Source organism: Saccharopolyspora sp. NPDC002578 (assembly GCF_053592695.1).
This window is the reverse complement of sequence record NZ_JBSFWJ010000013.1, coordinates 41,701-66,868: the sequence shown is the minus strand read 5'-3', so window position 1 is coordinate 66,868 and position 25,168 is coordinate 41,701. Positions and strand designations below refer to the sequence as shown.

25 protein-coding genes are annotated in these 25,168 nt (G+C 73.0%); 10 read left to right on the top strand and 15 right to left on the bottom strand.

Features of this window, described 5'->3' with window-relative positions; genetic code table 11:
* Nucleotides 1-15 precede the first annotated feature (15 nt).
* The 5 genes from ACWD38_RS09270 to ACWD38_RS09250 form a co-directional block, all read right to left on the bottom strand.
* Nucleotides 16-804, bottom strand: a complete 789-nt coding sequence (locus ACWD38_RS09270; protein WP_184479486.1) for a polyprenol monophosphomannose synthase — start codon at nt 802-804, stop codon at nt 16-18.
* Between the two features lie 55 nt (nt 805-859).
* Nucleotides 860-2,431, bottom strand: a complete 1,572-nt coding sequence (gene lnt, locus ACWD38_RS09265; RefSeq protein ID WP_450123808.1) for an apolipoprotein N-acyltransferase — start codon at nt 2,429-2,431, stop codon at nt 860-862.
* 162 nt (nt 2,432-2,593) lie between these two features.
* Nucleotides 2,594-2,980, bottom strand: coding sequence for a LapA family protein (locus ACWD38_RS09260; protein ID WP_246456804.1), 387 nt, complete (start codon nt 2,978-2,980; stop codon nt 2,594-2,596).
* A gap of 97 nt (nt 2,981-3,077) precedes the next feature.
* Entirely contained in the window at nt 3,078-3,575 is a 498-nt protein-coding gene (locus ACWD38_RS09255) for a hypothetical protein (protein ID WP_184479484.1), read from the bottom strand.
* 189 nt (nt 3,576-3,764) lie between these two features.
* On the bottom strand, nt 3,765-5,129 hold the full coding sequence (locus ACWD38_RS09250; RefSeq protein WP_184479483.1) for a protein kinase domain-containing protein: 1,365 nt from the start codon (nt 5,127-5,129) through the stop codon (nt 3,765-3,767).
* A gap of 233 nt (nt 5,130-5,362) precedes the next feature.
* Between ACWD38_RS09250 and ACWD38_RS09245 the strand changes: the two genes are divergently transcribed.
* Nucleotides 5,363-6,232: an alpha/beta fold hydrolase gene (locus ACWD38_RS09245; RefSeq protein ID WP_450123807.1), complete on the top strand. Its 870-nt coding sequence runs from the start codon at nt 5,363-5,365 to the stop codon at nt 6,230-6,232.
* A 99-nt stretch (nt 6,233-6,331) separates the two neighbouring features.
* Here the strand turns inward: ACWD38_RS09245 and ACWD38_RS09240 are convergent, their stop codons facing one another.
* The 4 genes from ACWD38_RS09240 to ACWD38_RS09225 form a co-directional block, all read right to left on the bottom strand.
* On the bottom strand, nt 6,332-6,403 hold the full coding sequence (locus ACWD38_RS09240) for a hypothetical protein (RefSeq protein WP_450123833.1): 72 nt from the start codon (nt 6,401-6,403) through the stop codon (nt 6,332-6,334).
* Complete coding sequence (locus ACWD38_RS09235) at nt 6,400-7,071, bottom strand: SDR family NAD(P)-dependent oxidoreductase (RefSeq protein WP_450123806.1); 672 nt, start codon at nt 7,069-7,071, stop codon at nt 6,400-6,402. Before ACWD38_RS09235 ends, ACWD38_RS09240 begins: the two co-directional genes overlap by 4 nt.
* Nucleotides 7,072-7,095: 24 nt before the next feature.
* The gene (locus ACWD38_RS09230) at nt 7,096-8,004 is read right to left on the bottom strand and encodes an AfsR/SARP family transcriptional regulator (RefSeq protein WP_450123805.1); all 909 of its coding nucleotides are present in this window, start codon (nt 8,002-8,004) and stop codon (nt 7,096-7,098) included.
* Between the two features lie 127 nt (nt 8,005-8,131).
* Nucleotides 8,132-9,391 (bottom strand): hypothetical protein, encoded by a 1,260-nt coding sequence (locus ACWD38_RS09225; RefSeq protein WP_450123804.1) that lies wholly within the window; start codon nt 9,389-9,391, stop codon nt 8,132-8,134.
* 452 nt (nt 9,392-9,843) lie between these two features.
* On the opposite strand from ACWD38_RS09225, the gene ACWD38_RS09220 reads away from it, so the two are divergent.
* The 5 genes from ACWD38_RS09220 to ACWD38_RS09200 all read left to right on the top strand — a co-directional run bounded on the left by ACWD38_RS09220 (nt 9,844) and on the right by ACWD38_RS09200 (nt 14,724).
* Nucleotides 9,844-10,971 (top strand): methyltransferase, encoded by a 1,128-nt coding sequence (locus ACWD38_RS09220; RefSeq protein WP_450123832.1) that lies wholly within the window; start codon nt 9,844-9,846, stop codon nt 10,969-10,971.
* Nucleotides 10,972-11,480: 509 nt separating this feature from the next.
* Entirely contained in the window at nt 11,481-12,743 is a 1,263-nt protein-coding gene (locus tag ACWD38_RS09215; RefSeq protein ID WP_450123803.1) for a beta-ketoacyl-[acyl-carrier-protein] synthase family protein, read from the top strand.
* Entirely contained in the window at nt 12,740-13,954 is a 1,215-nt protein-coding gene (locus ACWD38_RS09210; protein WP_184479477.1) for a beta-ketoacyl synthase N-terminal-like domain-containing protein, read from the top strand. The genes ACWD38_RS09215 and ACWD38_RS09210 overlap by 4 nt, the downstream gene beginning before the upstream one ends.
* Nucleotides 13,955-14,012: 58 nt before the next feature.
* Nucleotides 14,013-14,258: an acyl carrier protein gene (locus ACWD38_RS09205; protein WP_184479476.1), complete on the top strand. Its 246-nt coding sequence runs from the start codon at nt 14,013-14,015 to the stop codon at nt 14,256-14,258.
* A gap of 1 nt (nt 14,259) precedes the next feature.
* Entirely contained in the window at nt 14,260-14,724 is a 465-nt protein-coding gene (locus ACWD38_RS09200; RefSeq protein WP_184479475.1) for an SRPBCC family protein, read from the top strand.
* Between the two features lie 210 nt (nt 14,725-14,934).
* Here the strand turns inward: ACWD38_RS09200 and ACWD38_RS09195 are convergent, their stop codons facing one another.
* On the bottom strand, nt 14,935-15,102 hold the full coding sequence (locus ACWD38_RS09195) for a hypothetical protein (RefSeq protein WP_184479474.1): 168 nt from the start codon (nt 15,100-15,102) through the stop codon (nt 14,935-14,937).
* Between the two features lie 962 nt (nt 15,103-16,064).
* On the opposite strand from ACWD38_RS09195, the gene ACWD38_RS09190 reads away from it, so the two are divergent.
* Nucleotides 16,065-17,351 carry an MFS transporter gene (locus tag ACWD38_RS09190; RefSeq protein ID WP_184479473.1) on the top strand — a complete coding sequence of 429 codons (1,287 nt, stop codon included), beginning with the start codon at nt 16,065-16,067 and terminating at the stop codon, nt 17,349-17,351.
* A gap of 26 nt (nt 17,352-17,377) precedes the next feature.
* Here ACWD38_RS09190 and ACWD38_RS09185 read toward each other — a convergent pair whose 3' ends face one another.
* Nucleotides 17,378-17,560: a hypothetical protein gene (locus ACWD38_RS09185; protein ID WP_450123802.1), complete on the bottom strand. Its 183-nt coding sequence runs from the start codon at nt 17,558-17,560 to the stop codon at nt 17,378-17,380.
* 372 nt (nt 17,561-17,932) lie between these two features.
* Here ACWD38_RS09185 and ACWD38_RS09180 point away from each other — a divergent pair, with 372 nt between their 5' ends.
* The 3 genes from ACWD38_RS09180 to ACWD38_RS09170 all read left to right on the top strand — a co-directional run bounded on the left by ACWD38_RS09180 (nt 17,933) and on the right by ACWD38_RS09170 (nt 20,446).
* Nucleotides 17,933-18,820 carry an endo alpha-1,4 polygalactosaminidase gene (locus ACWD38_RS09180; RefSeq protein WP_246456800.1) on the top strand — a complete coding sequence of 296 codons (888 nt, stop codon included), beginning with the start codon at nt 17,933-17,935 and terminating at the stop codon, nt 18,818-18,820.
* A gap of 115 nt (nt 18,821-18,935) precedes the next feature.
* Nucleotides 18,936-19,583: a cyclic nucleotide-binding domain-containing protein gene (locus ACWD38_RS09175; RefSeq protein ID WP_184479471.1), complete on the top strand. Its 648-nt coding sequence runs from the start codon at nt 18,936-18,938 to the stop codon at nt 19,581-19,583.
* 83 nt (nt 19,584-19,666) lie between these two features.
* Nucleotides 19,667-20,446: a hypothetical protein gene (locus ACWD38_RS09170; protein WP_450123801.1), complete on the top strand. Its 780-nt coding sequence runs from the start codon at nt 19,667-19,669 to the stop codon at nt 20,444-20,446.
* Between the two features lie 25 nt (nt 20,447-20,471).
* Here the strand turns inward: ACWD38_RS09170 and ACWD38_RS09165 are convergent, their stop codons facing one another.
* From ACWD38_RS09165 to ACWD38_RS09150, 4 genes are read right to left on the bottom strand one after another with little or no spacing between them, the layout of a single operon-like run.
* A complete protein-coding gene (locus tag ACWD38_RS09165) occupies nt 20,472-20,933 on the bottom strand; it encodes a carboxymuconolactone decarboxylase family protein (RefSeq protein ID WP_184479470.1) in 462 nt (153 codons plus the stop codon).
* Nucleotides 20,930-22,573, bottom strand: a complete 1,644-nt coding sequence (locus tag ACWD38_RS09160; protein WP_450123800.1) for a class I adenylate-forming enzyme family protein — start codon at nt 22,571-22,573, stop codon at nt 20,930-20,932. The genes ACWD38_RS09165 and ACWD38_RS09160 overlap by 4 nt, the downstream gene beginning before the upstream one ends.
* Nucleotides 22,570-24,240 (bottom strand): CoA transferase, encoded by a 1,671-nt coding sequence (locus ACWD38_RS09155; RefSeq protein WP_450123799.1) that lies wholly within the window; start codon nt 24,238-24,240, stop codon nt 22,570-22,572. The genes ACWD38_RS09160 and ACWD38_RS09155 overlap by 4 nt, the downstream gene beginning before the upstream one ends.
* Nucleotides 24,237-25,022: a class I SAM-dependent methyltransferase gene (locus ACWD38_RS09150; protein WP_450123798.1), complete on the bottom strand. Its 786-nt coding sequence runs from the start codon at nt 25,020-25,022 to the stop codon at nt 24,237-24,239. The genes ACWD38_RS09155 and ACWD38_RS09150 overlap by 4 nt, the downstream gene beginning before the upstream one ends.
* Nucleotides 25,023-25,168 lie beyond the last annotated feature (146 nt).

Here is a 25,168-nt window from a genome sequence, read left to right as displayed (position 1 = left end):
TCGCTTTGCCGGGGGTCAGGTGCGGGGGAGTAGGGCTTTGAGCTGGGTGGCTCGGCGGCGGAGGCCCCACTTGGTTACTCGGAGGAGGGCTTCGCGGACGATGTCGGGGCTCATCTTGGATTCGCCGAACTCTCGGTCGGTGAAGGTGATCGGGACCTCGACGACGGCGAAGCCCGCTTCGACGGCGCGCAGCGTCAGGTCTACCTGGAAGCAGTAGCCCTGCGAGGCGACGTCGTGCAAGGACAGCTCCGTGAGCACGTGCCTGCGGTAGGCGCGGAAACCGGCGGTGCTGTCGTTGATCGGGACGCCCAGCGCGTACTTCGAGTACAGGTTCGCCCCGCGGGACAGCGCCTGGCGGTGCCACGGCCAGTTCACGACCCGGCCGCCGGGGACGTAGCGGGAACCGATGACCACGTCGGCGCCGGTGCCGTCCGGGCCGAGCATCGCCAGCATTCGGGCGAGATCCTCCGGCGGGTGCGAACCGTCGGCGTCCATCTCCACCACCGCGGCGTAGTCGCGGGCCAGCGCCCAATCGAACCCGGCCACGTAGGCGGCACCCAGGCCCGCCTTGTCGCTGCGGTGCAGCACGTGCACCCGTTCGTCGGCGGCGGCCAGCTCGTCCGCGAGCTCACCGGTGCCGTCCGGGCTCGCGTCGTCGACGACGAGCACGTGCGCGGCCGGCAGCGCGGCGTGCAGCCGCTGCACGACCGGCTCCAGGTTCTCCCGCTCGTCGTAAGTGGGGATGACGACCAGAGCCGAGCCGGGCAGCCCCGCTCCACCATCGGGGGCGTGCCGGTCCGTCATAGCGATCCTCCTTCGGGTCACACGTCCCCCAGTGCGTGGCGCGTGACCGGGCGTGTCAGTTCTTGTCGTGCGCGCGTCGCCGCGCGGTGGCCGCGAGGGCGCCGACGCCCAGGAGCGAGAGCACCCAGGTGGGCGCGGCTCCGAGCGTCGTGGCGAGGGTGCGTTCGGTGCGCAGCGGCACGTCGCCGTGGAGATTCTGCGCCGTGAACTGCTCCGAGCGAGCCGTGATCACCCCATCGGGCCGGATGATCGCGCTGATGCCGCTGGTCGCGGACACGACCACGGCTCGACCGTGCTCCACGGCGCGCAACCGGGACATCGCCAGGTGCTGCCAGCTCATCTCGGAGTGTCCGTACCAGGCGTTGTTCGTGGGCACCGCCAGCAGGGTGGCGCCCTCGCGGGCGGCACCGGTGAACACGTCGTCGTAGGCCACGTCGTAGCAGAGGCCGACGCCGAGCCGGATCGCTCCGGCCTGCAGCACGCCCGGCACGTCCCCGGCGACCATGTCCTGCTGGAAGCGGTCGACGAAGGGGCTGACCAGGCGGGCGACGGAGCGCATCGGGATCGTCTCGGCGAACGGCACCAGGTGCTGCTTGGCGTACTCCTCGTCGGCGCCGCGCTCCGGATACCACTCGACGATGCGGTTGCGGAACGTTCCGTCGGGGTCCTGTGCGAAACCCCCCGCGATCACCGGGACGCCGAGCTGCGCGGTGACCGCGCTGAGCTCCGGGTCGTAGCGGGTCGGGCCCCAGCTGCCGACCTGCTCGGGCAGGACCACCAGGTCCGGGCGCGGCACCCGGCCCGCCCGGACGTCCTCGACGAGCCGCCGGGCACCACGGATGTGGTTGTCGTGCAGCACGTCGTCCTCGTAGAGCAGGTCGAGGCCGATGTCCGGCGCGTTTCCCTGCACCGTCGCGACCCGTGCGGTGCCCGCTTCGGGGGCGACGTCGACGGTGGGCCACAGCGCCGCGCCCGCCACCAGCGGTACCAGCACCGCGACCACCGGGGTGATCAGCCGGGTGCGGGACCGGCGCAGCCGCAGCGCGAGGACGCCGAGCGCGCAACCGATCAACGCCACCGCGAAGGTGACGAGCACGGCGCCGCCCACCGAGGCCAGCGGCAGCAGCGGTCCCGTGGGCTGGGTGAAGGCGAGCCGCCCCCACGGGAACCCGCCGAAGGGCTGCGCGCCGCGCAGCGCCTCGCACAGGACGAACACGGCCGCCATCCACACCGGAGCGCCGCGCAGGCTGCTCACCCGCGCCATGCCGGCACCGGCGAGTCCGAGGAACACCGCCTCGACCAGTGCGACGCCCAGCCACGGCCACGGGCCGAACTGGTTCCCGAGGAAGTCCTGGATCCAACCCAGCAGCGGCAGCATGTAGGCGAACCCGAACAGCACGCCGTAGCCGAATCCGCCGCGGGTGCGGCGCCCGTGCACGGCGGCGGCGAACGGGGCGACGGCGAGCGGCGCCAGCCACCACAGGTCGCGCGGCGGGGAAGCCGCGTAGAGCAGCAGGCCCGCGGCGACGACGGCGATGATCCGCAGCCAGCGGGCGGCTCCGCCGGCAAGGCGTCTGCCGGGCTGCCCCTCGGCGCTGTTCTGCGAGGTCACCGTGGGGGCACTCACCCGATCAACTCTCTCGGTACTGCGGCCGGCGAACCGGGGCGGACTTGACGCTGCGGGCGCGCGAATCGGCGCGCGCCCGCGTCAAATGTACGCCGACCGGGCGAAGCGGAGGTCTGGACCTGGCAGGTGCCGCGCGCTGCCTCGCCGGTTCCGGGAGCGGAGTCAGTGCGTCGCGGCGCGGTTGCGGCGGTTCGCGGTGCGCCGCAGCTGCAGGATGCGGGCGGCGCCGACGAGCGCCACGAGCAGCCCGCCGATCGCGGCGGCCAGCAGCAGCGCGACGCCGACCGGGAGGTCGCCGCGCAGGCCGAGGAAGGTGACCGAGGTGGGCTGCAGGTTCTGCAGGATGAACACCAGCAGCACGATCAGCGCGATGGTCGCGACGACGACCGCGGCCCAGGTCCCCGCGGTCCGGGTGTGCTGGAGCTTCTCCGCCGCGGACGGTTCCTCGACGGGTGCGGACGGTTCGAGCTCGCCGCGCTGGTGCTCGGGCTCGGTGAGCGGTTCCGCCGGGGTAGTCCGGTCGTCGGCGGTGCTGTCATCGCTGGCCATGCGGCTCATTGTGCAATATGCACCGACCGTGCTGAACGGCGCTCCGCGCGAAGATCGGATGAACGCGCCGCCGGGCGGGTCGGTGGCGGTCGTGCCCTCAGCGGGTGGGGAGGCCGCCGGTGAAGCGCTTGAGCACGACCGTCCGGCGCGCGGACCCGGGCCAGATCTGCACGTGGTAGGCGTCGTTGCCGGTGGCCCCGTTCGCGCTGATCGAGCCGAACCCCTCGCAGCGCGTCCGCACCCGGTAGATGCCGACCGGCACGGCGAACAGGTGGGCGCTGCGCCTGCTGTCGGAACCGCCCAGCACGAGGATCTGACCGCTGGCGATCTCGACGGAGGCTTCGGTGACGTGGTCCCACGGCGCGAGGTCGCACTCCGGCGCCGCCGGGACGATCTCGACGGTGACCGGGACATTCCTGCGGCGGGCGGTGCCGACGGTGACCACGCCGTCCCGGCTGGAGATCAGGTCGCGGCGCAGATCGGCGTCGGTGTCGTTGATGGCGGCCAGGTCGTAGTCCGCGTGGGCGTCGCGGACCTCGAAGCTGTGGTAGTCGGCGAAGATCGTCAGCTCTCGCCGCGTCCGGTCGATGTCCACCGTGCGTCCCCCCGGTTGCGCGCTCGCCAATCCTTTCTAGCAGCCCGTTCCGGTGGCGGCGGTGGGATCTTCGGGATCCCCACCGCCTGGCGCAGCGGCGTCCGCCCCGGTACCGGCGGACGGACCAATCACTTCCGGCGACCGCCGCGCCGCCGGTCCGCGGAAGCACCCGCGGTGCGCGGCCGGGCTTCAGCCGCAGGCGATGACCGCGGCGCCGCCGGAGGTCGGGCTCAGCTGCTTCACGTAGGCGTCGTCGGCGGTGGCGCTGGCCGAGTTCCATTCCGCGCACGCGCTCGACCGGTCCTGGTACGGCCCGTAGTAGATGGAGTAGATGTCCTTGCCGGTCTTCGAGGTCGTGGCGGACGCCCCGCACGGAGTGCTGGGCACGTGGAGGTAGTGCGCGCCGGCGTTCTCGTCGAGCAGCTGCTGGGCGGTGTCCGCGTCGAACGCGGCGCCGACGACCACGGTGAACCCGCCGTCGCAGGGCGGGGTGCTCAGCGGAACCGACAGCCCCAGGTCGGGCGATGCCGGCGCGGTCGAGGACCACGGCGCCGTCGGAGCGGGGGAGTCGGCCGCGGGGTCCGCGCTGCCACCACGGGTGATGGCCGCCCACCCGGCGGCGGCCCCCGCCACCAGCAGCGCGCCCAGGGCGGCGCCGATCAGCAGGCCCTTCCTGCGGCCTCGCGGCACCCGTTGCGGCGCGGTGCCGCCCGGTACGGCGGGGTGCGGGACGTGGCCGGTCGAGTCCAGCGCCGCGCGGGCGGCCCGTGCCAGTTCACCGGCGGAGGCGAACCGGTGCGCGGGCTGCTTGGCCATGCCGCGCGTGATCACGGGGTCGAAGGCGGTGCCCAGGTGCGGGGTGGTGACGCCGGGGCGCGGCGGGTCGTCGTTGAGGTGCGCGTTGATCATCGCCACGGTGGCGTCGCGCTCGAACGGTTTCCGCCCGGTGAGGCACTGGTAGAGCATGCAGGCCAGCGAGTACACGTCCGAGCGCGGATCCGCCGGCGCCTCGCCGAACCGCTCCGGCGCCATGTACGCCAGCGTGCCCACCGTGATCCCGGTGGAGGTCAGCGCGGTTCCGGCGCTCGCCGCGTAGGCGATGCCGAAGTCGACGAGGTACGCGAATCCGCTGCTGCTGACCAGCACGTTCGACGGCTTCACGTCGCGGTGCACCAGCCCGTCGGCGTGCGCGGAGTCCAGCGCGTGGGCGACCTGCTCGATGAGCGCGACCGCTCGGTCCGGCGGCATCGGACCGGAGGCGTCGAGCCGAGTGGCCAGGTCCGACCCGTCCACCAGCCGCATGTCCAGGTACAGCCTGCCGTTGATCTCGCCGTAGGAGTGGATCGGGATCACGTGCGGATCGCGCAGCCGCGCGGTGGCCTGCGCTTCGCGCTGGAACCGGCGGCGGAATTCGGCGTCCCCGGCGTAGCGCTCGGCGATCAGCTTCAACGCCACCGGCCGCTGGTGGCGGGTGTCGTGCGCGCGGTGGATCTCTCCCATGCCGCCTCGCGCGATCAGGCCCTGGACCAGATAAGGACCGAACTGCCACTCCACCCGCTTGACCCCTCTTCCCGATCGCGTGACGTCAGTCTATTGGGTGACGGGCCGGGATGTGCGCGAGTACGCCCGTTCTCCCCGCCGCTCTTGCCCGGTCGTCGGCGCAGCGGACTGGTCCGTTCGCCGGGTCGGGTTCGCGGTGTCCGTCGCGTTCCGGCCGAGCGGACGCGGGTTGGCATCGGGGGCGGGGTGTGGTGGGGTACCGGATGGTCTTGCGGGGAGGTGAGCTGGTGGCGGAACCGGCTTTGCTGGAGGTGGCCGGTGTGACGCACCGGTACGTCCAGGTCGGAGGTTTGCGGGTGCACGTCGCCGAGGCGGGCGACGGCCCACCGCTGGTGCTGCTGCACGGCTGGCCGCAGCACTGGTACCTGTGGCGCCACCAGATCCCGGAGCTCGCGAAGCACTACCGGGTCATCGCCCCCGATCTGCGCGGACACGGCTGGACCGACGCCCCGGCCACCGGCTACGACAAGGACAACCTCGCCGCCGACCTGATCGGCCTGCTCGACGCGCTCGGGCTCGACCGGGTCCGGCTGGTGGGCCACGACTGGGGCGGCTGGGTCGGGTTCCTCGCGTGCATGCGCGCGCCGGAGCGGTTCGAGCGGTTCCTCGCGCTCAACATCGCCCACCCGTGGCCGTCGATGTCGCCCGCGGCGGTGCGCTCGCTGTGGCGGTTCTGGTACCAGGTCGTGGTGGGCTCGCCGCTGGGCGCGCTGCTGATCCGGCGGACGCCGTTCATCTCGCGCGGCGTGCTCGGCACCATCAAGGGCGGCGCGCTGTCCCGGCGGGACCGCGCGGCGTTCGCCGAGCGCTGGCGGATTCCCGCGCGGGCCAGGGCCTCGGTGGCGTTGTACCGCACGTTCCTGCTGCGGGAGCTGCCGCAGGTCCGCCGCGGCAAGTACCGGCGCACTCCGATGTCGACGGAGGCGCGGTTGGTGTTCGGCACCGCGGACCCGGCGATCTCCCCGAGCCTGTTGGAGGGCTACGAGCGGTACGCGGAGCGGATGGACCTGCGCTGGGTCCCCGGCGCCGGCCACTTCATCGTCGACGAGCAGCCCGAACGCGTGCTCGCCGAGATCCAGGAGTTCATGGCGGACTGATCCGCCCCCGCCGATTCGGGTCAGCGCCTCCCGCCCCGGTTCTTCCGGGCGCGGGAGGCGCTTCCTACCGTGCGGCGCGGGCTCGGCGCTGCCCGCCGGTCAGATCGCGGTGAAACCTCCGTCGGCGGTGAGCACCGTGCCGCTGATGTAGCCGGTGCGCTCGGAGGTCAGGAACAGCGCGGCTTCCGCGATCTCGGCCGGCTCGCGATGCGCCGCAGCGGCATCGTCGGAGTCATCTGCTCGAACAGCTCGGCCCCGAGTTCGAGCGCCTTGTCGGTGCGGACCGGGCCGGGAGCGAGGGCGTTGACGCGGATCCACTGCGGGCCGAACTCGGCCGCCCACGTACGGGTCAGCGCGTCGACGGCTCCCTTCGAGGCGCTGTAGACGGCGCCGACCGGGGCGCCCGCGACCGCCGCGATGGACGAGACGTTGATGATCGTGCCGTGCCCGCGTTCCACCATGCTCGGGACGAGCGCGGCGGTGAGGAAGTAGGTGGCGTGCACGTCGACGTCGAACACCTGCTGGTACACGGCCGGCGTCTGTTGCGGGGTGGGGGTGTAGGAGGCGGTGGCCGCGTTGTTGACGAGCACGTCGACGTCGCCCGCCTCCTGGGCGAGGCGTGCGATGTCGTCGAGCTCGCCGACGTCGGCCGCGATGAACCGGCCCTTCCCGCCCGCCTGCTCGATGAGCCGCACGGTCTGTTCGCCGAGCTCCGCTCGCCTCCCGGTGGTGGTGACCGTCGCGCCCTCTTGCGCCAGCCGCACCGCGATCGCCCGGCCGATGCCGGAGGTCGCGCCGGTGACGAGTGCCTTCTTGCCTTCGAGTTCCTTGGTCGTCATGTCCGCGACGGTGGTCGCGTCCCCTCATCGGGACGTGAATCCGCCATGTACGGCCTGTTCAAGACGTGGCCGCGGCGCTCGCGCCGAAGAAGGTGCGCACGAAGCACGGAGGAAGCCGGTAGCGGCCGAGCACGACCGGTTCGACGAGGTGCACGTCGGCCAGCGATTCCAGCATCGACTCGACGCCAGCGCGGTCATCCCGCTGCCCCGCATGCCGGTGATGCCGACCGAGCCGGGCAGGGCCGCCACGAGCCGCGCGATCTCCCGTGCCCGGCCGGTGAAATCGGGCAGCTCCGGGGGTAGCCGGTCGGGCGTGGCGACGTGCTTCGCCGTGCCGTCGAGGTTCTTCCGGTGGACCTCGCGCAGCTCCGGGCCCGGCTCGATGCTGAGCTCCTCGTTGAGCAGCGTTCGCGCCTCGTGGAACTGGTCTAGCGCCTCCGCTTGCCTGCCGTCGCGGTAGAGCGCGTACATCAGCAGGGCGTGTGCGTGCTCCCGCAGCGGGTTCGCGTGGACGTGGTCGCGCAGCTCCAGGGCGTCGAGCTCGCGTTCGAGCCTGTCCTCCACGGCCTTGAGCCGCCGCTGGGTGAGCCTGACCCGCTGAGCGTCGAAGTACCGGTTGTGCAGGCCCTCCAGCGGTTCCCCCGTGCCGTCGTCCGCGGTTTCGGCCCGGACGGCGTAGCCGCCGTCCTTGCCCGCCAGTTCCAGTTCGGGCAGCAGCTTGCGGAGCTTGTAGACGTAGGTCCGCACCGCCATCACCGCGCTCGGCGGCGGGTCGTCCCACACCATGCCGATCAGCTGGTCGTTGCTCACCCGGAGGCCGTTGTTGAGCAGCAGCGCCGCCAGGACCGCGCGCTGCTGGCGCGGACCCAGCGGGATCTCGTCGGCGTCGCGCCGAGCGCGGACCGGCCCCATCAGGGAGAAGTGCAGGCTCATGCCACGGTGCAACGCCCGCGCCGTCCCGGTCGCTTCCCCGGCGGGGAACCGTGCGCCGTGGCACGAGCCGAGATGGGCCGCGCGGTCCGAGACCTGTCGACAAGGGGGGAGCCGTACCCGGTGCGGGTCACGCCGGGCCGGTGAGATCGCCGAGCCGGTCCCGCAGCGGCCCCGCCGCCGCGTCGCCGTGGTGGTCGAACAGCCGTACCGCCTCGGTCAGGTGCAGCCGTTCGGTCGTCGGATCTCGTCGTGCGGCGGCGAGATCGGCGAGTCCGCGGTGCGCGAGCGCCTGCCCGGTCGAGGATCCGAGTTCGGTCATCGCGGCCGCCCCGTCGTCGAGCGCGGTGGACGCTTCGGCGAGCGCACCGGCGGCGAGCAGCGCGGTGCCGAGCGCGATCCGGGCGCGCGCCGCGTTGAACGGGTCCACGTCGCGGAACTCCCGCAACCGGGATTCGGCGACGCGCACGTGATCGAGTCCGTCGCCGGCCGACGCTTCCGCCTGTCCGGCGAGCAGCAGCGCCAGCGCGGCCTCGCGCGGGAAGCCGAGCTCGCGGAAACCCGCTTCGGCGCGCAGCGCGCACGCGCGGGCCGTGGCCGGATCGCCTTGCGCCAGCGCGAGAACCGCTCGGGCGTCGTGTGCGTCGGTGCTGCCGAAGGCGTCCCCGGTGGCGGCGCACAGCTCGCCGCAGCGCTCCAGCAGCCGCGCCGACTCCGCCCACGCGCCCCGCCGGTGGTGCAGCGCCGCGAGCCTGCGCGCGGTGCTCGCTTCGCGTTCGGGGGCGTCGAGTTCGCGGGCCGCGGTGAGGCACAGCTCGTCGACGGTGCGCCAGTCCGCGTGGTGACCGCCGTACCGGAACAGCGGCCACAGCGCGTGCCCCAGCTGCCACGCCGTGGCGGGCAGGCGGTGCCCGACGGCGGCGCGCACCCCGCCGACCAGGTTGGCGCGTTCGGTCTCCAGCCAGTCCAGCGCCTCCCGGGGGCCGGTGAAATCAGCGGAATCCGGTGCGGGGTGGGTGAAGTCGTAGGCGGCGACCGGCAGGCGCGGGGCGCACAGCTCGGCGGCGGCGCGGGCGCGGCGGAGGTAGTGCTCGACGATCCGCAGCACCACGTCGCGGCGCTGCTCGGCGGTGCACTCGGCTGCTGCGCGCTCCGCGGCGTGCGCGCGGATCAGGTCGTGGAAGCGGAAGCGGTCGGCGCGGACTTCCTGGAGCAGGTTCGCGCCGAGCAGCGCGTCCAGCGGTTCGCGCAGCGCGGTTCCGTTCCACCCGGCGGCGGCCGATGCGGCGGTCACGTGGAACTCCGGACCCGGGTGCAGGCCCAAGCGCCGGTACAGCTCTCGGGCCTGCGCCGGGAGTTCCTGGTACGACACGTCGAACACCGAACGCACCGACACCTCCTCGCCGCGCGGCGCCGGACCCGGGCGGCGCGGGAGTCCCGGCGGCTCGCCGATCGGCGGGCGCGGGATGTTCGTGGCGGCGTCGGGGAACGGAGCCGGATGGGTCGCGGTCCGGTGCGGCGGGTGCGCGACTGGTGGTTCCGGTCGTGGGCGGCCGGGGGCGGGGCGAGAACGTTGCGGTGAGTCCTCAGCTCCGGGCACGACGCGGATCACCCCCGTCCCGCACCGTACGCAGCACGCCGGTCGCCGCGATGCCCCCAAGCGAGTGGTCCCGCCGGAGTCGGCCGGGCCGAGGGCGCGGCACGCGCTGATCAGCAGCGGGCGGAGACCTCGATCAAGATCACCGGGTGCGGTGGCGGGCTGGGGTGCACTGGCGGCGTTGTCCCTGGGCAGCACAGTTACGATGGTGGGTCCGGACATCAGGTGAAAAGAGAGACGCGGTGCTGACTACTCCTCTGCCGACGCTGGAATGGACCGAGCGAGGCGAGCCGCGTTCCGCGATCTGGCGCTCGGAGAACGGTGCCGCCCCGCCGCGGCGCGTGCTGGTCGGCGACGACCGGGTGCGGGCCGACGACGCGCACAGCCAGGCGGCGGAGGGTACGGCCCTGCTGTGGCGCGGCGACTTCCACAACGCGCGCAACCTGCTGACCGCGATGGCGCGCCGGGTCGACCGCAAACCGCTGCCCGCGATGGACACCGTCGCCCAGACCTTCCACCGGCACCGCCAGCGCCAGGCGCAGCGGGCGCGGCTGCTGGGCATGGTGCTGATCCCCGTCGAGGCCGGTTGCGAGCTGTCGCTGCGGCGCGCGCCGGAGATCCGGGAGGCCTGCCTGGCCGCGGGGTGCCCGGCCGACGAGCCGTTCGTGCTGTCGCTGCGGGAACTGCTCGGGATCATCGGGGCGCACGAGTGGCGGCGCAACGGGATCGAGATCCCGGCGCTGGGGGCTCGGATCCACCCGCACTACGGGGTGTTCGCGCCGCAGCGCGCGGACTACGTGGAGCTGCTGGCCGCCGAACCGCTGCCGGAGGCGGCGACCGCGTTCGACGTCGGCACCGGCACGGGCGTGCTGGCCTCGATCCTGGCGCGGCGCGGGGTGCCGCGAGTGGTGGCGACGGACCTGGACGACCGCGCGCTGGCCTGCGCGTCGGAGAACGTGCACGCGCTCGGGCTGGCGGATCGGGTCGAGGTCGCGGCGGCCGATCTCTACCCGGAGGGCAGGGCCGGGCTGGTGGTGTGCAATCCGCCGTGGGTTCCGGCGAAGCCGTCGGCCGCCTTGCAGCGCGCCGTCTACGACCCGGGCAGCCGGATGCTGCGGGGGTTCCTCGACGGGCTCGCCGCGCACCTGGAGCCCGGCGGGCAGGGGTGGCTGGTGCTCTCCGACCTCGCCGAGCTGCTGGAGCTGCGCTCGCGGGACGAGCTGCTGAGCGCGATCGACGCGGCCGGGCTGGCCGTCGCGGGCCGCAGCGACGCACCGCCGCGGCACCCGAGGGCGGCGGATCCGACCGACCCGCTGCACGAGGCCCGTTCGGCGGAGACGGTGTCGCTGTGGCGGCTGGTGGCGCGGGACTGATCCGGTCGCGGTGATATGGAATCGGAGCGGCCGCCGAAAATCTCCGATTCTTCCGGGAGAAAAAGTAATTGTTCGGTGAATCACTCGGTTGGTCGTGCTGTTCCGGCGGGGTCGGGAGCTAGCCTCTGATCCAGTGTCGCCGGAGTCCGATTCGCCGCGGTTGATCGTCCGGAACGCAGTCGCGGCGATTTCTGGCGTTCGCCATGCGCCGGGAGCGATGCGCGGAACTCGGGACACGGCTCGCCCGTCACCGTTGACGTGGCCGGATCCAGCTCGGGGCGTTCAACCCCCGCGAAGCGCGCGCCGCTTCATCCGCTTCCTCGGCTGTTTCCGGGAAATCGTTCCACCGGGTTTCCGGCCCGGCCGAAGTGCGTGAGTAAGTCTCATTCACCAGAGGTGGCCATGCGAACGCGTGAATTGCCCCGGAGTCGACGTCCCGCAATGCGACCGAATCGTTTTCATCCTGCGCCGCGAATGCGCGTCGGCCCGCGAGCGGACGGATCGGAGAGATGAGCGGCGCCGAGCGGCGGGTCGTGCTCACCGGCATGGGAGTGCGGGCTCCCGGCGGCCACGCGACGGCGGGTTTCTGGGAGCTGCTCACCAGCGACCGCACGGCCACCCGCACCATCACCGCGTTCGACCCCGCGCCGTTCCGCTCCCGGGTCGCCGCGGAGGTCGACTTCGACGCAGGCGCGGAGGGCTTCACCGCGCGCGACGCCGCCGAGTGGGACCGGGTGACCTCGTTCGCGGTGGCCTGCGCCCGCGACGCAGTGCGGGACAGCGGGCTGGACCTCGCGCGGCCGGACCCGGCGGAGGTGGCCGTGAGCATCGGCAGCGCCGTCGGCTCCACCATCGGCCTGGACCGCGACCACCAGCGGGTGTCCTCGTTCGGCTCGACCTGGCTCGTCGACCACGCGCTGGCCTCCCCGCGGTTGCGGGACTACCAGGTGCCCTCGGCCATCGCCCGCGAAGTGGCCTGGGACGTCGGGGCGGAAGGCCCCGTCGCGCTGATCTCCACCGGATGCACCTCCGGGCTGGACGCCGTCGGGCACGGTGCCGAACTGATCCGCGACGGGCGGGCCGAGGTCGTCATCGCGGGGGCCGCCGACGCGCCGATCTCGCCGATCACCGTCGCCTGCTTCGACGCGATCAAGGCGACGTCGGCGAACAACGCCGACCCGGCGCACGCGGCGCGCCCGTTCGATCTGCGGCGGGACGGGTTCGTGCTGGGGGAGGGCGCCGCCGCGTTCGTCCTGGAGGAGCGCGCCGCGGCACTGCGGCGCGGTGCTCGGGTGCACGCCGAGATCGCCGGATTCGCCGGGCGCTGCAACGCCTTCCACATGACGGGCCTGCGGCCCGACGGCCGCGAACTGTCTTGGGCGATCACCGCCGCGCTGCGCGAATCGGGGCTCGACCACGTCGACTACGTCAACGCGCACGGCTCGGGCACCAAGCAGAACGATCGGCACGAGACCGCGGCGATCAAGCGCAGCCTGGGCGCCGCCGCGCACCGGGTCCCGATCAGCTCGATCAAATCGAAGGTGGGGCATTCGCTGGGCGCGATCGGGTCGATCGAGATCGCGGCCTGCGCATTGGCCTTGCGGCACGGCGTGATCCCTCCGACGGCGAACCTCGCCGAACCCGACCCGGAGTGCGACCTGGATTACGTGCCGGGCGATCCGCGCGAGGCGGAGCTGCACGCGGTGCTCAGCGTCGGCAGCGGCTTCGGCGGGTTCCAGAGCGCCGTGGTGCTGACCAGGGGGGACCGATGAGCCGGGGCGGTGCGGTGTGGGTGACCGGGATGGGAGCGGTAGCGCCCAACGGCATCGGCGTGGAGGACTACTGGGACGCGACGCTGCAAGGCCGCAGCGGGCTGTACCCGATCAGCCGGTTCGACGCCTCCGCGTACCCGGTGCGGGTCGCGGGCGAGGTGCTCGACTTCGACGCGGCCCGCTACCTGTCGCCGCGCCTGCTCGCGCAGACCGACCGCATGACGCGCTACGCGCTGGCCGCCGCGGACTGGGCGGTGGCCGACGCCGACGTGCGCCCCGGACTCGGCGCGGACCTGGGCGTGGTCACGGCCGCCGCCGCGGGCGGTTTCGAGTTCGGCCAGCGGGAACTGGGCAAGCTGTGGGGAGAGGGCCCGGACCGGGTCAGCGCGTACCAGTCCTTCGCCTGGTTCTACGCGGTGAACACCGGCCAGATCTCGATCCGCCACGGCCTGCGCGGCGCTTCCTCGGTGCTCGTCTCCGGGCAGGCCGGTGGCCTGGACGCGATCGCGCAGTCCGCGCGGATGGTGCGCAAGGGCACGAACTCGCTGGTGCTCACCGGCGGCTTCGAAGCCTCCGTGTGCCCGTGGGGCGTGGCCGCGCAGTCCGTGATGGGCGGTGCGAGCACCGAGCCCGATCCGAGGTGGGCGTACCGGCCCTTCGATGAGCGCGCCACGGGATCGGTGCCCGGTGAGGGCGGTGCGGCGCTGGTCGTGGAGTCCGCGGCGGGAGCGGCCGAGCGCGGCGCGCGGCGGGCGTACGGCCGGATCAGCGGGCACGCGGCGACGTTCGACCCGCCGCCGGGCAGCGGGCGGGGGCCGGGGCTGGCGCGGGCCATCCGGCTGGCCCTGCGCGACGGCGGGGTGCCTGCGGGCGCGGTGGACGCGGTGTTCGCCGACGCGGACGGCTCGCCCGACCGCGACCGGGTGGAGATCGACGCGCTCAGCGAGGTGTTCGGCGTGGCGGGCGTGCCGGTCACCGCGCCGAAGAGCATGACGGGTCGGCTGGACTCCGGAGGCGCGCCGCTGGACGTGGTCGCGGCGCTGCTGTCGTTGCGCGACGGTGTGCTGCCGCCGACGATCGGCGCCCGCTCGGTCCCGCCGGAGCTGGACCTGGTCTTGGACGCGCCGCGCGAACTGCCGCTGCGCACCGTGCTCGTGCTGGCCCGCGGGCAGGGCGGGTTCAACTCCGCGCTGGTGCTGAGCGCGGTGTGACGGGTCGAGCCGCGCCGGCCCCGGCGCGGCCGGGAAACGGGATTCGAGGAGGCAGTTGATGAGGTTGACGCAGGCCGACCTGGTGCGCGCGATCCGCGCCGCCGCGGGCGATTCCGAACTGGCCGATCTGGACGGCGACATCCTGGAGCTCCGCTTCGACGAGCTCGGGTACGACTCGCTCGCGCTGCTGGAAGTGGCGGCGACGCTGCGGCGTACCCACGGGATCACCGTTCCCGAGGACGCCGTCGTCGAGCTCGGCACGCCCGCCGAGCTGCTCCGGTTCGTGAACGAGGGGGTGCGTTGACGTGGCGCGCACGGACAACTCCGTGACGGTGCGGGCACCGCTGCCCCTGGTGTGGGACATGACCAACGACGTGGAGTCCTGGCCCGAGCTGTTCGCCGAGTACGCCCGGTCCGAGGTGCTGCGCCGCGACGGCGACACGATCGACTTCCGGCTCACCACCCGCCCGGACGCCGAGGGCCGGTCGTGGAGCTGGGTGTCGCGCCGGGTGCTCGACGTGCACGGGCGGACCGTGCGGGCGCGCCGGTTGGAGACCGGCCCGTTCGAGCGCATGGACCTGCACTGGACCTACCAGGAGGTCGAGGCGGGCACGGTGCTGCGCTGGGTGCAGGAGTTCACGATGCGCGCGGACGCCCCGTTCGACGACGCGGCGATGACCGCCCGCATCAACGCGATGACGCGGACGAACATGGACCGGATCAAAGCCGTCATCGAGAAGGCCGCCGGCGGAGCCGCCGCGTCGCGCTAGGCGGTCTTCGTCGAGCGGACGGCGCGTCGGGGCGGTGGCGGCTTCCTCGCTGCCCCCGGTCCGATGCGGCGCGGCGTCCTGAGGTGGCACGCACCTCTGCGCCTGGCATCGCCTTCTTCGCGAGGAAGCCGCTGGGATCCGCGATCCCGCGCGCCACCGCGGTGGTCCGGCCACCGCGGTCCGCTCAACGCTCCACAGTGGAGTTGACGATCAGGATGTGGTCCACCGCTGGTCGTGCGGGTCCGGCTTGTCGTCGGTCTTGAAGTTGCGGCGCAGCGAGACGCTGACCAGCTTCTCCAGCAGGGACAGGGCCTGCCCCAGGCGGTCGTCCGGTAGCTGGTCGACCAATTCGTGCAGCGTCGTTCGTTCTTCCCTCACGAGCGAGAGGGTAAGGGACCGAGATCGTCTCGCCGACATCGGACCCGGTATCGCCGCCGGTCGGGCATGGCGTGGGCGCCACTGTGGCCGGTCGGAAGTGCGGCGACGGGCTTTCGTGGTACGGAAAACGCGGCACTTGATCAGTCAAGATCTCGACGTCGTCCGGACCCGTCGCAGGTCGGCGGTGGTGCGGGGCGCCCGGTCGGCGAGAGGTCCACTATGGATCTTGATCAACTTCTCGCGGTTCGGCGTGCGAGGTCCCGCGTGCCGGTCGGATCTCTTCCGGTGGGATCGCTGTGTGCTCCTGGGATTCCCCGTGGTTTCGCCGCCGTTGGTTGCGGTGGCGGTATCGAGATGTGCTCGCTGATGATTCATTTCGCCGGGTAAGGTGAATTTGCAGTGCTGCGGATGATGTTCGGATTCGATGGATGATGTTCCGCTCTTGAAATCGATCAGCGGTCGTCGGCCGTGTGTCAAGAATGCGCGTGGAGCGGGATCGGACCTGCGGCGATCACTTCATACATGCTGGTGAAAGCTGTCTGTGACACATCGGAACGACGGTTGTCGGGCGGCGCTGAATCCGATTCGGACGGTCTCGCGACGGTATCTCGCAACCGTGATCCATCTCGTTCTCCGGCGGTTTTGATCCGAGGGTGTGACGGCCCTGGATTTCGGCGCTCCGCTGTGGTTAGCGTGGAACCGCGCGGAAGCGATCATCGCGGAAATCCCGGCCGGGAGCGGCGAAATGCGCCGCCGGACCCGGTGTGCCCGAAACCGGAACGACGACGCCGTCGTGGGATCTCCGCTCGATCCGCGCAGCGGGCGACCGCGCCCGCCATCGCATCGCGCCCCTGCCGCGATCCCCGCCGAGATCCGATCCGCGCCGAGCCGCCGCTCGCTCGGCCGGCTCGGCGCGGCGTGAGCGGGTGCGCAGTGCACCACCGGCGATCGCAGGAGGCTCGATGAGCGAGGACGTGGCCGGCCCGGACCGGCCCGGGGCCGTGGTGCGCCCGCGCCGAGCGGGTTCCGGGGCGTTCATGACCGCGATGGTCATCGACACCCTCGGCGCCGGGGTGTGGGTCACCTTCTCGTTGCTGTACTTCACCGATGGGCGCGGCATGGAGCTGTCCACGGCCGGTGCCGCGCTGAGCACGGGCTCGGTGACCGCGCTGGTGCTCGGCGGGCTGGCCGTCGGCACCTTCACCGACCGGTTCGGCCCGTACCCGGCCGCCACCCTGAGCTGCGCGATCCGCGCCCTGGTCTTCCCCGCGTACCTGTGGGCCGACACTCCGGTGGCGGTGGCGATGATCGCGTTCGGGGTGAGCCTCGGCGACCGCCTCTACTGGGCCGCCCACGGCGGTCTCGTCGCCGGGGTCGCGCGCGGCGAGCAGGCGCGTCGTGGAATGTTCGCGCTGCTCAACAGCTTGCGCACCCTCGGGTTCGGGCTCGGGGCGCTGGCGGTCGCGGTGGGCGCGGCGCTCGAAGACCGGGTGGGGCCGGTGTTCTGGACGCTGATCCCGCTGCTCAACGCGGTCGGCTTCGCGCTGTCCGGCTACCTGTTCTGGCGCCTCGGCGCCCGCGCCGTCCGGGTGCGCGAGCCCGGCGGTGAGCGGGGCGGTCGGGGTTATCGCGGGGTCTTCGCAGACGGGCGCTTCCTCGCGTTCACCGGGGCGACTCTCGCGCTCACCCTCGCCAGCGTCGCGTTCGACTCGATCCTGCCGATCTACCTGCGCTGGCTGGGCATGCCGCTGTGGCTGCCGCCGGTGGCGTACGTGCTCTCGTGCGTGGCGATCCCGGCGTTCCAGCCCGTCGCGCTGTGGTGGGGCCGGAGACGGGACCCGATGCGGTTGATGGCGCAGGCCGCGGTGCTGCTGGCGGTGGCGCTGGGCGGTTTCCTGGTGCTCGGCGGCTGCGGCCCGTCGACCGCGGTGGCGGTGATGGCGGTGCTGATCCTGCTGTTCAGCCTGGGCGAGGCGTTGTTCGGCGCCGTCGCGATGGTCATCGTGCTCGGATTCGCCGGCGGGGCGGACTCGGGGCGCTACGGCGCCTGCTACCAGCTGGTGTGGGGCGTGGCGGCGGCGATCGGGCCCGGCCTGCACACGCTGCTGTTCGCCGTGTCCGGCGCGGCGCCGTGGGTGGTGCTGTCGATCGCGCTGTCGGGGGCGGCCCTCGTCTACGAGCACTTGGCCCGGACCGCGAAACCGGTCGTCGAGGACCGCCCCGCTCGGGTGGACGTGGCGTCGCGGTGATTTCCGCGTCGAGGCGAGGAGTTCCGTCAGCGCCCTTCGCGGACGAGACCGGCGATCTCGACCGGGGCCACGACCGCGAGCGCCGCGGCCACGTCGGCTCTGCCGTGCGCCGCTATCAGCACGTCCAGGTGGGAGGCGGCGAGATCGGGGTCCTGCGGGGCCTGCTCGTCGACCAGCCAGCGAACTTGATCGACCAATCCGTCGTGCATCGCACACTCCCTGCGTCGTCGATGAGGCACGGGTGTGACCACCGTTCGGGATCGGCATGACGGTCCCCCGCGCCGGACCCACCCTTCGAGTGGACTTGATGCGAATTCCTTGACCGGAAGCCGGAAATCTGGAGCCGGACGGCGGATCGAGGTCGATCAGCGCGGGCGCGGTGGCGTCGAGAGCAGTGCCGTCCCTGCGGTGTCCGCTCGCGCCGCAGGGGGCGGGTGGTTGCCGCCGCGGCCGGATGTCCAGGTGGATGAGCGCGGATGCTCCGTGCGCACCAGGGCATCCGGTGATCATCGCGGTAATGTCCCGGCCGAGCGCCGCGGCGGATCGTGCCGGGGCACCGGAAGCTGCGAGGACCCGCCCTGATGAGCAACCACTGTGGCCCGACTGCGCGACGGATGCGCGCGCTGGCGGCGATCGGAGCAGGCGCGGTCGTGCTCGCCGCCTGCGGCACGACGACGGGTGCGGGGGACTCCCCGGCCGTCCGGCCGGTGTCGGCGACCCAGGACACCGCTCCCGCGCTGTCCGTTCCGCCGGCCGACGGCGTGCTGGACTACCAGCTCGGCGGCGCGTATCCGCCGCCGGAGGGCGTCACGGTGGTCGCGCGGGACAGCACGGCGGAACCTGCGCCGGGACTGCACAACATCTGCTACGTCAACGGTTTCCAGTCCCAGCCCGGCGATCGGGAGCTGTGGCTGGACGAGCGCCGGGACCTGGTGCTCTCCGGGCCCGACGGCGAACCGGTGAGCGATCCGGGCTGGCCCGACGAGCTCATCCTGGACACCTCCACCGAGCAGCACCGCACCCGCCTCGCCGAGATCATCGGCGAATCCGTCGAGGGCTGCGCGGCGCGCGGGTTCGACTCGGTGGAGCTGGACAACCTGGACTCCTACAGCAGGTCCGGCGATCTGCTGACCGAGGACGACAACCTGGCGATGGCGAAGCTGCTCGCCGACGTCGCGCACGGCTCCGGGCTCGCGGTGGCGCAGAAGAACTCCGCCGAGCTCGGCGCCCGCGGCAAGGACGAGGCGGGATTCGACTTCGTCGTCACCGAGAGCTGCCACCGCTGGGAGGAGTGCGGCGACTACGCGGCGGTCTACGGCGCCGGCGTGCTCGACGTCGAATACGCCGACGACCTGCGCGGCACGTTCCCGGAGGTCTGCGCCGACCCGCAGACCCCGGCGACCACGACCCTGCGCGATCACGACCTGGTCGGTCCGGACGATCCCGCCCACGTCTTCGACCACTGCTGAACCCCGCCCCACCGCGGCATATTCCGGGGGCTGGTTGGGCCGAGCGGGTGGCTCCGGTGCTCCGCGCGAGTGGATGATCGAAATCCGGGCCGCACTTCTTGCAGAATCGTCGATCGTGAGTACAGGTGACGGCGAACGGCTCCTCCAAGGTGCGGGCACGCTCATCGCGTTCCACCGCGACGATCGGCTGATGACCGCGGGCGAACCGGCGACCGACGTGCTGCTCATCGGGCAGGGCCTGGTCAAGATCGTGCTTCCGGACGCCGAGGGCGGGCAGCCGGTGGCGGGGGTGTCCGGGCCGGGCGATCTGCTCGGGGAGATGGGTGCCGTGCACGCGCGGCCCCGCACCGCGAGCGTCGTCGCGTTGAGCGCGGGGCACGCGTGGCGGGTGTCGGCGGAGGTGTTCCGCGACATGCAGGACCGCCCGGCCGTGCGCGACCTGCTCAACGAGACGTGGCGCAAGCGCCAGGAGAACTTCGACGACCGCCAGGTCGCGCAGAGCCGCGGTGTGCTGACCAGGGTCGCGCTGCACCTGCTGAAGTGGGCGGAGCACTTCGGCAGGCCCACCGGCTCCGGGCGGCGGGTGGACGGGTTGACGCAGCAGGACATCGCCGGGGTCGTCGCCGCCTCGCAGAAGCAGGTCGAATCGGCGCTGAAGGGGTTGCGCCACGCCGGGCTGATCAGCACCGGCCGCCGGACGTTCACCGTCCTCGACGCCCCGGGCGTGCGAGATCTGATCCGCGGCAACCGGAGCGATCACTAGTTCTCCCGGATATGGGGGAGAACGGCTCCGGTGCGCGCTCCAGACTGTGTGACTTCACGTAGTCACCCATCTGGAGGTATGCAGTGTCGCTGGTCCCTGAGAATCGCACGCTGTTCGCCGTCGACGTGGTCGAGTCCGCGAGCAACCGCGGGTACCACACCGAGGCGATCGCACCGGCCGTCGACGGCCTGGTGGACACCGCGTTGCACCACGGCGGCCTCGGCGCGGCGGACGTGCTCGACCGGGAATCGACCGGAGACGGCGTGCTGCTCACGCTGCCCGGCTCGCACCTGGGCTCGGTGCTCGACGCCGCCGAGTACCTGGATCGGGCCGCCGCCCGGCGCAACCGGCTGAGCAAGCCGGAGATCCGGCTGCGCATCGCCGTCGACACCGGCCCGGTCGGTGTCGTCCCGGGCTACTACCCGGCGAAGACGGCGCTCACCCGGATGCTGGACGCGCCCGCGTTCAAGGAGCTGATCGCGCGCTGCCGCGAGATCGGCGACTCCGACGAGGTGAACACCGCGCTGATCGTCTCCGATCACGCGAAGCGGATCGCCTTCAGCGGCGACCACCTGCGGGTGCTGCGGGAAGGGGAGTTCAGCCGGTTCCCGGTGCGCAACAAGGAGTACGCCGCTGAGGCGTGGGTGCGGGTCGCCGACTTCGACGCGCGCAGCGTCGCGGCCCACCTCGCGACGCTCGCCGCCGAACCCGAACCCGAGACCGGAGCCGGGACCGGCACCGTCGGCTCGCACCAACTGCCCGAGGTGTCGCAGCAGTTCGTGAACACGGTCCACGGCAACGTCCAGGAGTCCTTCCAGGCCGGTGTGGTCTACGGCGACGTCCACAACGGACGTCCCCGATGATCGGGCCGCCGAACGCCGCGCCCGCTCAGTTCACCGACGGCCGGGTGCCGATCGAGAGGCGGTTGAAGGTGTTGATCAGGGTGATCGTCCACAGCAGGTGCGCCAGCTGGGACCGGTCGAAGTGCTCCTCAGCGGGCCGGTAGTGCTCGTCGGGGACCTGCCCGCCGGACAGCCGCGTCACGGACTCGGTGAGCAGCAGCGCCGCCCGCTCGTGCCCGGCGAACCGCGCCGACTCCGCCCAGGTGGGCAGTTCCGCGAGGCGCTGCTCGGTCTCCCCGTTCTCGAGGGCTAGCCGCGAGTGCAGCATCGTGCAGAACTCGCACCCGTTGAGCTGCGAGGCGCGCAGCCGCACCAGTTCCAGCAGGATCGGGTCCAAGCCGGATTCCTGGGCGTCGGCACCGGATTCCGCCGCGAGCCGGTGCAGGGCGCTGAGGTGCTGCGGCGTGATCTGATCGAGGTCGAGGCGGGTCGCGCTGGACGTGGTCATCGGATTCCCCCTGGGGTGCTGGTGAGCGAGTGCTCGTTGGCGAGCGCGGTGACGGTGCGGCGGCACACCTTCCCGGTGGGGGCCAGCGGCAGTTCCGGCAGCACCACCAGGAGTTCGGGCAGCTTGCGGCGTTCCAGCCCGCGCTCGGCTTCGAGGAACGCGGTGAGCTCGGGCAGCGTGGGCTCGGCGGTGCCGGGGGTGTGGCACAGGCAGGCGCACAGGCGTTCGCCGAGGTCGTCGTCCGGCACCCCCACGCAGGCCACGTCGACGACGGACGGATGCGCCGCGATCTCGCGTTCGACCTCGGCGGGGCTGATGTGGAAGCCGCCGCGGGACACGACCTGGCGCAACCTGCCCAGCACGTGCAACCGGCCGAACTCGTCGATCACGCCGCGGTCCCCGCTGCGCACCCAGCCGTCGGAGGTGCGGTAGCGGGCGTCGAGGTCGGGATCGGCGACGTAGCTCAGCGGCGTCATCGGGCCGCGCGCGAGGATCTCGCCGCTCGTGCCCGCGGGCACGTCGCGCTCGGCCTCGTCGACGACGCGGATCTCCGCGACCGACGGGTCGGGGAACCCGGCGCCGGGAGCGTCGGGGGCGCGGGCGGTGTGGCAGTTGATGCCGTCGGAGGACCCGTACACGCTGATCACGGGAGCTCCGAAGCGTTCCGCGGCGGCCCGGCGGGTCACCTCCGACAGCGGGGCGGCGCTGGAGACGACGGTGGTGACGCTGGAGACGTCCTCGGCCGGGACCGGCGGGTGATCGGCGAGGCGGCGCAGCATCGTCGGCACCCCGAACACGTGGGTGGGGCGGTGCCGGGCGACCAGTTCCAGCGCCGCGGCCGTCTCGTAGCGCTCGGCCAGCACGAGGGTCGCGCCCAGCGCGGCGACCGCCACGTGGGTCGCGCACGAACCGTACGAGGAGGCCAGCGACATCAGCATCAGCGCCCGCATCGGCCGGTCCGGCCGCACCGCCTCCGCGAGGGCGCGCACGTAGTTCGCGCGGCCACCGCACATCGCGTTGTGCGAGTAGGCGATCATCTTCGGTTCCGCTTCGGAGCCGGACGTGACGAGGATCCGCACCGGTGCTTCGGCGTCCTGCGGCCGGGCGGCCCAGCGAGCGGGCGGGGCGTCGTCTAGCGAGCGCGGCCCGGATTCGCCTGCGCCGAACGTGAAGATCCGGCGCAGGCAGGGGAGAGCGCGCGCGTCCTCGGCGTCGTCGACGGTGCCGAAGATGGCCGCCGCCGCGCGGGATCGGCCCAGCAGGCTGCGGGTGTCCTTGCTGCCCCGGCCCGCCGGGTAGGCGAGCACGACCGCGCCGACGGCGGCGACGGCGAGTTCGGCGACGACCATGCGCCGCCCGTTGGGCATCCGGATGCCGACGATGTCGCCTGGGCCGATGCCCGCCTCGGCGAGCGCGGCGGCGATCCGGTCGACCTCGCGGTCCAAGCCCGCGTAGTCGAGCACCCCTCCGGTGGCGTCGATGACGGCGTCCCGGTGCGGGTGGGCGGCGACCCGCTCGCGGAACAGGGCGTGCACGTCGCGGTCCGGGCAGTGCCCGGCGCGCACCCAGTGCTCGCGGAGCTCTGGTGGGACGAGGTCACCGATCGGGAGGACGGTCTCGGGCATCGGGTCGTGGGTCATGAGAACTCCCAAGGGGGCAACGGGTGCAGGTGCTCGGCGCGGCCCAGCGCGGCGCGGAACCGGTCGTCGGCCGCGAGCGAGCGCAGGTCCGTGCACACCGGGGTGAGGTCGACGCCCACCTCCGCGCCCCGGTGCGTCCAGGTCTCGGTGGGCCGCGTCCGGCATCGGTCGGCGACGTCGCCGATGCCGGAATCGAACACGGCCTTCGCGATGTCGGGTCCGATCTCCCGCGGCAGCACCAGGAAACCGTCCTCTGTCCGAAGTGGACCCGACCACGGCGCGGGCCGTCGTGCCGGCCGGGGCACGAGGCTCGCGGCGGACAGCAGCGACGTGTCCACTCGCGATCCCTCACCGGTGCGCACCCGCCGCAGCAGGCCCTCCAGCACGCCCCAGGCGCACGCGAGGCCGCCGAGCACATCGGTCAGCGTCATCAGCGAGGGCGCGGCGGGCGTGCCCGGCGGGGTCAGCGCCGCGGCCAGCCCGCTGCCCGCCTGCACGAGGAAATCGGTGCCCAGCGGCGGATTCGGCCCCGCCGCGTCGCCCCAGCCGGACGCGTGCGCGTAGACCAATCCGGGACTGGCGCGCACCAGGTCGTCGGCGTCCAAGCCGAGCTGCGCGGCCTTGCCCGGCGCCCAGTTGTGCACGAACACTTCCGCGCCCGCCACCAGGTCGTTCAGCTCGCGGCGCCCGGCGGCCGACTTGATGTCCACCTCCACGGTCCGCTTCCCGTCGTTGAGCGAGCGGTAGCGCACCGAGCAGTCCCCGGCCATCGGCGGCAGCCCGCGCATCGGGTCGCCGCCCGGAGGTTCGACGCGGATCACCTCCGCGCCGAGCATCCGCAGCACGTGCCCGGCCACCGGTCCCTGGATCCGCCGGGTCGACTCGACGACGACGAACCCCTCCAGCGGCGCACCGGCCGGAACGCCCCAGTCCCGCGCCGGCGCGGCGGGCAGCGGAGCGCTGGTGCCTGCCGCGACCTCCCAGGGCGAGGACGGGTCCTCGCGCACCGGCAGCACCGCGACGCCGGAATCCGCCGCCGCCGCGCGCACCTCGGCGTACCGGGTGCGACCGATGACCTCGTGCAACTCGGCGGGCAGCGCGCAGCGCGCGGTGCCGAAGCGCTGCTGGAACGGCCACCACCCGTGCGCGATGGCGGGCTTGTCCGCGCCCAGCGCCCGCCAGAAGCGCAACCACGGTTCCGCGTCGAGCGTCTCCAGCTCGCAGCGGACCCCGTCGGAGGTGGTGAACGGCGGGCGCACACCCTCCGGCCGCTGCGGGTCGTCGTCGGGGTCGACGTCCGCGACCGCGAGGTACTGCTGCACGCTGAGCAGCGCGGCCTGCGCCACCGACGTGCGCACCTCGGTGCGGTGGGCCCCCCGAGCGCGGGCGATCGCCGCGGCCAGCGTGCCCTGCGCCGCCAGCACTCCGGCTACGACCGACGCGTAGTCCACGCCCAGCGCGACGGGGAGTCCGGCGGCCCGGCCGTGCACGTGCATGATTCCGCAGGCCGCCTGGACGGCAGCCTCGTCGGGAAGCGGTGCCCGCACCGGCCCGGACCAGTCGATCCCGCAGCGCGCGGCGTCGTCGGGGACGGCCGTGGTCAGCCGCGCGTGGACGTCCGCGGCGACGTGCGCCACCGCACGGTCCGACACCGGGGCGGTGCTCATCGACCGGCCTTCCGGCCGTGCACCGAGTACATCAGGCTCGACGCCGCGCGGAACTCCGGATGCAGCATCACGGCCCGCACCCGCACCAGCTCGGCCTCGGTCATCCCCGCCGCCAGCAGCCCGTCCCGCATGTGGTCGAGGCGGTGCACCAGCAGCCGCAGGTCCGCGGAACCCCGGTGCCGCAGCTGCACGTGCGGCCTCGGGTCCACGTCGACCAGACCGGCGCGGTGCATCGCCAGCGGAACCCGCCGCCCCCACTCCTCGTCCACCCCGGCGGAGCGCATCACGACGGCCTTCGCGGTGAGGAACTTCTCGTAGAGCAGGGCGGAGTCCTCGTCGGCGGCCAGCAGCAGCGGTTCGTAGGAGGTGTCGAACTCGTCGATCTGCAACCAGCCGCCGGGTTTCAGCGACCGCGCCAGCTTGGCCAGCACCGCCTCCCGCTGGGGCAGGTGCCGCAGCACCAGCCGGGCCACCACCAGGTCGAAGCTCTCCACCGGCAGCGGATCGGTCACCACGTCGTGCTCGCGCACCACCAGGTTCCCGCGCGACTCCCGCATCGGCCGCAGGTCGGTCATCAGCACGCTTCCCGTGGGCGCGACCCGATCCGCCAGCCACACCGACACGTCACCCGCGCCCGCTCCCACTTCGAGGCAGCGCCACCCGGCACCGACACCGGTCTCGGCCAGCCGCGCCAAGGTGAGCGGGTCGTGTGCCGCGCTCAGGCAGCGGTGCCAGTCCTCCTCGTGCACGTGCCGGTCGTCGAACACGTAGGTGCAGGTCACCACCCGCCCCTTTCTCCTTCGTCGAAGCCGATTCACAGGTGGCCGTCGGCCGATTCGCCGGTGCTGCGGCGAGGACGGCGATCCCGCGCGGCGCGGCAGTGCGGAAGATCGGCCATGCGGCGGGAGCACCGCTACCCGGCTCCCCG

Bases quoted from the DNA above. Each gene is read 5' to 3' on its own strand.
- ACWD38_RS09270 (WP_184479486.1), bottom strand. From the start codon at position 804: ATGACGGACCGGCACGCCCCCGATGGTGGAGCGGGGCTGCCCGGCTCG.
- ACWD38_RS09260 (WP_246456804.1), bottom strand. From the start codon at position 2,980: ATGGCCAGCGATGACAGCACCGCCGACGACCGGACTACCCCGGCGGAA.
- ACWD38_RS09235 (WP_450123806.1), bottom strand. From the start codon at position 7,071: ATGACGACCAAGGAACTCGAAGGCAAGAAGGCACTCGTCACCGGCGCG.
- ACWD38_RS09230 (WP_450123805.1), bottom strand. From the start codon at position 8,004: ATGAGCCTGCACTTCTCCCTGATGGGGCCGGTCCGCGCTCGGCGCGAC.
- ACWD38_RS09215 (WP_450123803.1), top strand. From the start codon at position 11,481: ATGAGCGGCGCCGAGCGGCGGGTCGTGCTCACCGGCATGGGAGTGCGG.
- ACWD38_RS09210 (WP_184479477.1), top strand. From the start codon at position 12,740: ATGAGCCGGGGCGGTGCGGTGTGGGTGACCGGGATGGGAGCGGTAGCG.
- ACWD38_RS09205 (WP_184479476.1), top strand. From the start codon at position 14,013: ATGAGGTTGACGCAGGCCGACCTGGTGCGCGCGATCCGCGCCGCCGCG.
- ACWD38_RS09190 (WP_184479473.1), top strand. From the start codon at position 16,065: ATGAGCGAGGACGTGGCCGGCCCGGACCGGCCCGGGGCCGTGGTGCGC.
- ACWD38_RS09185 (WP_450123802.1), bottom strand. From the start codon at position 17,560: ATGCACGACGGATTGGTCGATCAAGTTCGCTGGCTGGTCGACGAGCAG.
- ACWD38_RS09180 (WP_246456800.1), top strand. From the start codon at position 17,933: ATGAGCAACCACTGTGGCCCGACTGCGCGACGGATGCGCGCGCTGGCG.
- ACWD38_RS09165 (WP_184479470.1), bottom strand. From the start codon at position 20,933: ATGACCACGTCCAGCGCGACCCGCCTCGACCTCGATCAGATCACGCCG.
- ACWD38_RS09160 (WP_450123800.1), bottom strand. From the start codon at position 22,573: ATGACCCACGACCCGATGCCCGAGACCGTCCTCCCGATCGGTGACCTC.
- ACWD38_RS09155 (WP_450123799.1), bottom strand. From the start codon at position 24,240: ATGAGCACCGCCCCGGTGTCGGACCGTGCGGTGGCGCACGTCGCCGCG.